This is a genomic window from Dysgonomonas sp. HGC4 (assembly GCF_001261715.1).
Taxonomy (GTDB): Bacteria; Bacteroidota; Bacteroidia; order Bacteroidales; family Dysgonomonadaceae; genus Dysgonomonas_A.
Map to the genome: position 1 here is coordinate 42587 of NZ_CVRU01000026.1, position 8625 is coordinate 51211.

At 36.9% G+C, this 8625-nt stretch carries 4 protein-coding genes; 2 read left to right on the forward strand and 2 right to left on the reverse strand.

What is annotated here, in order from left to right; genetic code table 11:
* Positions 1-12: 12 nt before the first annotated feature.
* Together HGC4_RS02835 and HGC4_RS02840 are read right to left on the reverse strand one after the other, a co-directional pair.
* A complete protein-coding gene (locus HGC4_RS02835; RefSeq protein WP_050708605.1) occupies positions 13-3141 on the reverse strand; it encodes an efflux RND transporter permease subunit in 3129 nt (1042 codons plus the stop codon).
* Positions 3138-4316 (reverse strand): efflux RND transporter periplasmic adaptor subunit, encoded by a 1179-nt coding sequence (locus HGC4_RS02840; RefSeq protein WP_050708606.1) that lies wholly within the window; start codon positions 4314-4316, stop codon positions 3138-3140. The genes HGC4_RS02835 and HGC4_RS02840 overlap by 4 nt, the downstream gene beginning before the upstream one ends.
* Positions 4317-4694: 378 nt before the next feature.
* On the opposite strand from HGC4_RS02840, the gene HGC4_RS02845 reads away from it, so the two are divergent.
* Positions 4695-6686 (forward strand): DUF3857 domain-containing protein, encoded by a 1992-nt coding sequence (locus HGC4_RS02845; RefSeq protein ID WP_050708607.1) that lies wholly within the window; start codon positions 4695-4697, stop codon positions 6684-6686.
* On the forward strand, positions 6683-8605 hold the full coding sequence (locus HGC4_RS02850) for a DUF3857 domain-containing protein (RefSeq protein WP_050708608.1): 1923 nt from the start codon (positions 6683-6685) through the stop codon (positions 8603-8605). The genes HGC4_RS02845 and HGC4_RS02850 overlap by 4 nt, the downstream gene beginning before the upstream one ends.
* The last annotated feature ends 20 nt before the right edge of the window (positions 8606-8625 follow it).

Consider the following 8625-nt stretch of genomic DNA (forward strand, 5'->3'; position numbering starts at 1 on the left):
GATATTTATTGATTATTTTTTTCTTTTAAATATCTTGGGATATTTTATATCGGGTAACTTGAACTTCTCTTTTGCTTTATATACCATTACAAAGAAGAAAGGAACCATTACAATTCCAAGTGTACTTGCTACTATCATACCAAAGAATACACCTGTACCTATTGAGTGCCTGCTTGCTGAACCGGGTCCCGAAGCCATTACCATAGGAAGCATACCAAGTATAAATGCAAAAGATGTCATCAAGATAGGTCGGAAACGTAATTTTGCACCTTGTATGGCTGCAAATACGGGTTGCATACCTTGGTCTACCTGTATTTTTGCGAACTCAACAATCAAAATCGCATTTTTGGCAGCCAATCCTATAAGAGTAACTAAACCAACTTGAAAATAAATATCGTTATCGAGCCTCAGAGCTGTAATTCCTAAAAATGCACCTAACAACGCAATAGGCATAGATAGCAATACGGCGATAGGAACTGTCCAGCTTTCGTACTGAGCGGCAAGAAAAAGGAATACAAACAAGAACACCAATCCTAAAACGATGCCGGTTTGTCCCGTTGCTTTTTGTTCCTGAAATGATAATCCACTCCAAGCGAGACCTATATTTTCGGGTAGTCTCTCTTTGACTATTTGTTCTATTGTTTCCATCGTTTGTCCCGAACTGTAACCTTGTGCAGGCGTTATTTGCATAGATGACGATGTATACATATTGAATCGGCTGATATTACCGGGGCCTGTTGTATAACTTGTTTTCCCCAATGCTGTTAGAGGAACCATAGAACCGTTTTCAGTCTTTACAAAAAAGAGGTTTATATCATCGGCTGTAGCTCTGAACGATTGATCAGCTTGGATATATACTTTGTAGATACGGTTGAACATATTGAAATCGTTCACGTAAACCGATCCAAGATAAGCTTTCATCGTAGAAAAAATATCTGACATGGGTACTCCCAATAACATTGCCTGATCTCGGTCTACATCAAAGTATAATTGAGGTATTTCAGATTGTAATGACGATGATACGTTGGCAATACCTTTAGCTTTAGAAGCATAATATACAAATGTATCGCTAGCAGCAACAAGGTCATCCCAAGTAGCATCCGATCGTGCTTGTAGTTTCATTTCTACACCTCCTGCTCCCCCCAATCCGGGTATGGCTGGCGGACTACTAACAAATGCCCGTGCTTCTGGATAATTATAGAATTCTTTTTGTACATCTCTTATTACATCATTAACACCTTCGCTTCGTTCTTCCCACGATTTAAGGATAACGGTCAAAGTAGCCCGTCCTTGGTTAGTTCCTACACGAGGGCTCGATCCCGTTACATTTTGTACATAATCTACGGATTCGTGATGATCCAGATAGTTTATGGCTCGTTCGGTAACAGTACGCATACGTTCAAGAGTTGTACCTTCGGGCATTTCAAGTTCTACTGTAAAGTAACCTTGATCTTCTTGCGGGATAAAACTTGTAGGTGTTATTTTATTGAATACAAATATGAGGATGAGTACCATTCCGAATCCTGCCATAATTCGGCGAGGATTATTAATTACCTTAACCAGAAGATTTCCGTATTTAGAATTTCCGGCGGCTAGCCATGTATTAATCTTGCGGAATACTACATTTTTTTCTTTATGAGATGGTTTTAATATTATGGCACACATAGCAGGACTCAGAGTAAGAGCTACTATTGCCGAAATAATTACTGAGACAACTATTGTTACTGAGAATTGTCGATAAAGCGAGCCTGTAATACCATCCAGAAAACTTACGGGAACAAATACGGCTGCCAACACGAGAGCTGTTGCTACCAATGCTCCTACAAGTTCTTTCATGGCGATGTGAGTTGCCTCTCTTGCGCTGATTCCCTTTTCCTCCATAATCCGCTCCACATTCTCTACGACGACTATGGCATCATCAACAACGATACCAATGGCGAGAACCAGTCCTAATAGCGTGAGCATATTGAGGGAGAATCCCATCATAAGCATAAAACCAAATGTTCCGACTAAGGATATTGGAACAGCCACAATAGGTATGAGAGATGCACGCCAGTTTTGTAGTGATAAGAAAACCACAAGTATCACTAAAAATAAAGCTTCGAAAAGTGTTTTATATACTTCGTGAATAGATTCAGAAATATATTTTGTCATATCGAAAGGGATCAGGTAATCAATACCTTCGGGGAAATCTTTCTTAAGATCTACCATCGTAGCTTTTACCTGATTGGCTACTTCCATGGCGTTAGCACCCGGTAGCATATATATACTGAGGATAGTTGCACTTTTTCCGTTCAATCCACTTTCTGTACTATAAGATGAGGCCTCAAGAGACACGCGTGCAACATCGCGCATACGTATGAACGATCCGTCTCCACTTGCTCTTACTACAATGTCTTCAAATTCACTAACGGTCGATAAACGTCCACGTGCAGTGATGGGCATTGCTACATCTACATCTATTATAGGTTGCTTGCCGAGTTCTCCGGCAGCCGATTCTCTATTCTGATCTTTTAAAGCATTTTGTAAGTCTTTTACAGTGAGTCCGAAACTTGCCATTTTATCAGGATATACCCATATTTGCATACCATAATAACGGCTTCCAACGTTGGAAACCCTACCCACTCCGGGAATACGTCTGATAACATCCAGAACGTTTATGGTTGCATAGTTGCTTAGATATATCTCGTCAAATTTAGGGTCGTTCGAAGCCAATGCTATCGTAAGTAATTGGCTGGCTGCTTGTTTTTCTACTGAAATACCATTTTGAAGCACTTCAGCAGGCAAACGAGACTCTGCTAGTTTTACTCTGTTTTGTATCTCAACTGCAGCTAAATCTACATTGGTGCTGACATCAAAAGTAACAGTAATGGAAAGTCCTCCCGAATTGGAACTGCTCGACTCCATGTAAATCATACCGGGAGTACCGTTCAATTCCTGTTCTATGGGTGTTGCTACAGCCTGAGATACGGTGGTCGCACTCGCTCCGGGATAGGATGCACTGATTTTAACTACCGGAGGTGTTATCTGCGGATATTGCTCAATAGGTAGAAGGGCTAACCCGATAATTCCGACAATAACGATGAGTAAAGAAAGTACGGTCGAAAGTACGGGTCTATCTATAAAAAATCCGGCTTTCATTTATTTTCCTCCTTCTTGTTATTTTGATCTAGTCTTACTTGTGCGTCTATTTTCTTTTGCTCGTCAAGAGTTCTGGGTATAACTTTCTCACCGTGAGTAAGCTTTTGATAACCTTCTACTACAATTTTTTCTGTTGTAGATAGTCCTCTTGTTATTACAATCTTGTTGTTTTGTTCAGGTCCGGTTTCTACAAAACGTTTTTCGGCAATGCTGTCGGGGCGAATTACAAATATAAATGCACCACCTTTTTCTATTGATATTGCCTTACGTGGGACTACAATTACATTATCTAATACGTCAAGTAGTAGCTTTACGCGTGTAAACTGTCCGGGAAGAAGTACTTGGTTAGGGTTAGGAAGAACAGCACGTACTCCAAATGTCCCCGTTTTTGGGTCTACCTGAGGTGCAGCAAAATCGACAATTCCTTTTTCACTATAAATAGTATTATCTGCCAGTGTAACCTCTACTGTTGGTTGCCACGATCGAGTTGAATCTTGTTCTCCCAAATGCACATTACGGCGTTGGCTCCTTAGATAATCAAGAGATGTTAGTTTGAAATCGACTAAGACTGTATCTCGTTGAACTATTGTTGCCAGCAACGAAGTTCCAGATGTGCCCACTAGTGTTCCTATATCTACATAACGTTCGCTTATATAGCCTGATAGGGGCGACCTTACTATTGTATAACTCAATTGAAGTTCAGCCTGTGCTAAATCGGCTTGACTCATCAATACACTGGCGTTTGCCATGTCGAGAGCCGCTTCGGCATTGTCTAGGTCTAGCTGACTGGCTGCATTTTGCATATATAGAGGGCGTAACCTTTCTACATCTCTTTTAGATTTGGCAGCCATAGCTTCATCTTTTTTTAGTTGAGCTTTTGCTTTTTCTACTCTGGCTTTATAGGTTGCATTGTTGATGTAAAATAGAGGCTCATCTGCTGAAACCTTTTTTCCCTCTACGAATGTCATTCTTTCAAGGAAGCCTTCTACCCTCGCACGTATCTCTACATTACGAGCAGCTTTGATAAGACCAACATAGTCTCCGAAGATTTGGATATTATCAACTTTCACATTTTCTACTTCTACAATAGGAGGCTGTGTTTCATTTTTTTTGCATGCGCCTAATAGCAATATGCATAGAGAAGAGATAAAAAGGATAGGTCTGATATTTTTCATAAAGAGACATTGATTACATAAAGCGAAACATAGTCAAGCAAGGCGTGATAAAATTTCCCTTCTTGAGATAAATAGTATTGTTGTTTCGAAAATGTTTAATTCTATAATGGGTGCAAAATTAGTAATCCGAATCAAAATACTAAACTTGAACACTCTCTTATTGTGTATTGTTCGTTTATTTTAAGTGATATTAGTATAGTAGGGAGATTTATTGCTTTTTATTCTATCATAGCCAGATGTGGTTTAGAAAATGAATGTCGCTTATGGTGTTGGTTGTTAGTTGTTTAAAACTTATCGTTAAAAAGATGTTTAAAAATGTTTCTTTTATTAAATTTTTAGATAGATTTGTGGATTAAAATAATCCAATTTGAACGACTAATGAAAACTCGTTGCACTATTTTTTTATTCTTATTTTTTCTAACTGTAGAAGCTTGTTTTTCCCAGTCAAAGTATGGAAATGTTACAATGGATGAATTGAGTATGACTGTATATCCTCAGGATACCACAGCTGCAGCTGTAGTTCTACTTAATGTTGGAGAGACCCGATTTTCATATAGTGAGCAGGTAGGCTTTCAATTTGAGTATACACTTCAAGTAAAAATAAAAATTTTAAAGAATGAAGGTCTTGAATTATGTAATCGGAGCATTTCCTTTTATCAGGAAACATCAACTACAGGTGAGAAAATATCAGGATTAAGTGGTACTACTTATAATCTGGAGGATGGTAAAATTATAAAAACAAAGCTATCTAAAGATGTTATATTTGAAGAAAATACAGATAAGAAATGGAAGCTGAAAAAATTCACAATGCCTGCGGCTAAAGTAGGTTCGGTTGTTGAATTTAAATATACGCTGACCTCAAAATATTTCTTTGATCTGAGAGATTTCGTATTTCAAACTTGGGTTCCAGTTGCTTATACCTCTTATGAAATAACACTTCCTGAGTATTTCTATTATAATGTAAACATGCAAGGATATGAGCGTATTGATGCTAAGAGGAAGTCTGTTAACGAAACTTTCCAGATAAGCTATAAGGATGATTCAGGACGGCTACAAATAGATAATGTACGTTGCAGCGCTGAAGAAATCACTTTTGTAGGAGAAAATTTACCAGCTATAAAAAATGAACCTTATTTATGGGCTTTAAACGATTATATCACAAAAGTAAGTTTTGAATTACAAAGTATAAGATATCCTTGGACTACAATTAAAAACATAACTACAACATGGGCAGATATCGATAAAGAATTATTTAGTTCGAGTGAGTTTGGAGGTAATACTAAAAAGACAGGATTGTTTAAAGATGAAATTACAAAATCGAACTTAACCTTACAGGAGGCAAAAATTATTCAAGATTTAGTGAAGAGTAAGGTGAAATGGAATGATAAGATAGCCTTTTCTCCGAATAATCTTAAGGATGCTCTTAAGGATGGTTTGGGAAATAGTGCTGATATGAACTTTCTTTTGATTAATGCTCTTAAAACCGGAGGGTTTGATGCTTTTCCTGTAGTCTTGAGTACAAGAGAAAATGGACGTTTACCTCTATCTCATCCATCTCTAAATGCATTGAATTATACTATAACAGGCCTGAAAATTGATACCCTCATGTATTATACGGATGCTTCAGCAAAGTTTGGGGACTGGAATATTTTACCACAAAGATGTATGGTGACTCAAGCTCGTATAATGAATGAAAATAAAGTCGACTGGGTCGATTTGTCCACTTTTTCTTCGGGGGCATCATTGATAAGTGTTCAGATGAAACTTGATAATACAGGACTAGTCATGATTGTTTCTGATTTTAGGCGAGGTAATTCAGCTTATGACTTTAAAGTGAATTTTTCTAATTATAAAGACAAAGATGAATATATAGAAAAACTTGCTTCAAAGTTGAATGGAAAGATTGAAGATTTTAAAATAACCGGAGAGAGTAAAGCCGGAGGAGATGTGAAAAGCGAATATACATTGATTAAGGATGCTACTTTGGGTGATGAGTTTATATATATAACTCCAATGGTTGATCTGTTATTCTTGGATAATCCTTTTAAAAAAGAGGAACGTAAATTTCCTGTAAATCTTGACTATTTGGAAAACTATAAACAACTGGTAAATATAACAATTCCGGAAGGATATGTAGTAGAAGAATTGCCTACTTCTCAAAAATATGTATTTGGAGAGGATGATGACGCTATTACATTTATGTATCGAATAGTGCAGAATGAATCTACAATAGCACTCCAATATCAATTTCATACTAAGCAACTAATGATAGGACAAGATTTGTACCCTGCCTTGCGTGATCTGTTTGCTAAAATAGTTTTAAAGAATTCGGAACAGATTGTTCTCAAAAAAAATATTGCAATAAAATGAAAGACATAAAAGAGAATTATAAAGCTTTGACGTTAGTTCTCTGTTTCTTCTTACTTTCTTCATCGTTGATTGCGGCGGACGATAATAAATATCCAGTAGCAAATATTCCGGATAGTCTGAAAAAAGGAGCTTATGTTGTTGTAAGGGAAAATTCGGAGGTTTTTACCCAAAGTGATATTAATCATGCAACTTATAAGGTGACTAAGGTTGTTACTATTTTGAGTAAACAAGGTGACGATTTTGCCCACTTTACATTGTATGGAGATAAATTCAGGGAGCTTACTAACTTCACTGGGATAATAAGGGATGCTTCGGGGGCAGTGGTGAAGAAAATAAAGAAGAGTGATCTGAGATTCTCGTCAGTGTCGGATGACGCACTATCTACAGATAAGTATATTATGGCTTATCAATGTGATATACCTTCTTATCCTTGTACTGTGGAATATCTGTATCAAGAGAAATGGAAGAATGGAATATTGTCTTATCCCGTATTTAGTCCTTATGATGGATATTTTGAAGCCATAGAAAAGTCTGATCTGAGGATTGAGACTCCTCTAAATGTTGAAATGCGTCAACGAAACAATTTTGGAGGAACTCTTAAAAAGGAAGTTGTAGGTGATAAAAATATATACACTGTATCCCTTCAAAATAGAACGGCAATAGCAAAAGAGCCTTTAGCAGCTAACAATAGAGAGATCTTTCCTGTTATGATGGCTGCTCCTGCTGATATGTGCTATGACTCTTTTTGTGGCGATATGAGAAATTGGAATAGTTATGGATTGTGGGTTAATGGTTTACTGAATGAGCGAGATAAATTATCTCCGGAACTTGTTGCTAAATTAGAGGGACTTGTGAGTGGAGCAAAAAACGTACGAGAAAAAACTCAAATAATCTATGACTATTTACAAAAAAATACCCGATATGTAAGTATTCAACTCGGAATCGGTGGTTATCAGCCTATAGATGCACTAACTGTCTCAAAAATGGGCTTCGGAGATTGTAAGGGGTTAACCAATATGATGAAGGCAATGCTAAAGTCGGTAGGTGTGGAGTCTAATTATTGTGTAATAAGTATGTCTGAAAAGGACTTATATGCTGATTTTCCTAATTTCTATCAATTGGATCACGTAATCCTAATGGTACCTCAGGAGGAAGATAGTATTTGGCTTGAATGCACTAGTCAGATATTACCTTTTGGTTATATACACCGAAAGATAGCAGGACATAATGCAATTATTATATCGAGTAAAGGAGGCAAAATAACCAGATTACCATCCTACACAGACCAAGAGAATAGTAAGGAGTCTGTTATGGAGATTACAGTTAAAGAGGATGGGAGCGCAAAAGGGAAAATAATATTTATCGAACATTTGGATGGTTATGAGGATGTATTTGTGGGCTTTCAGTCAAAAGATAGGGAGCGAATCTTGAGGTATATAAATGGTAATGTAAGACTTCCTCAAATGAAAGTGGGGGAGCTTATTACCTCTGAAGATAGGTCTTCATTTCCTTCTACTCGTATTGAGACATCCTTCGAAGCTTCTGATTTTGCCAATCGAACAGGTACAAGACTATTTATACCCTTGTGTCCATTGACAAAGACTAATCTTAATGTTTTTACTGCTTCAACTCGTAATTGGGACATTCATATAGAGAGTGGATTTTCGGAATCGGATACTATAACTATTAATATTCCCGATTTATACACATTGGAATCTTTACCTAAAGATATTGACATTAATACTCCCTATGGTTTCTATAAGGCATATATTCAACAAGAGGATAGCAAAATTATCTATATTCAAAACATTGATATCTTGTCAGGACGTTATAAAAGTTCTGAATATAAAGAGATCAAAGATTTTTTCACACAAATCACTTCTGGTGTAAAGAGGAATTTGGTTTTGAAAAAAATATAGTAAATAAAGAGAAAGTGAGG

Coding starts and splice junctions, on each gene's coding strand:
- HGC4_RS02835 (WP_050708605.1), bottom strand. CDS start 3,141: ATGAAAGCCGGATTTTTTATAGATAGACCCGTACTTTCGACCGTACTT.
- HGC4_RS02840 (WP_050708606.1), bottom strand. CDS start 4,316: ATGAAAAATATCAGACCTATCCTTTTTATCTCTTCTCTATGCATATTG.
- HGC4_RS02845 (WP_050708607.1), top strand. CDS start 4,695: ATGAAAACTCGTTGCACTATTTTTTTATTCTTATTTTTTCTAACTGTA.
- HGC4_RS02850 (WP_050708608.1), top strand. CDS start 6,683: ATGAAAGACATAAAAGAGAATTATAAAGCTTTGACGTTAGTTCTCTGT.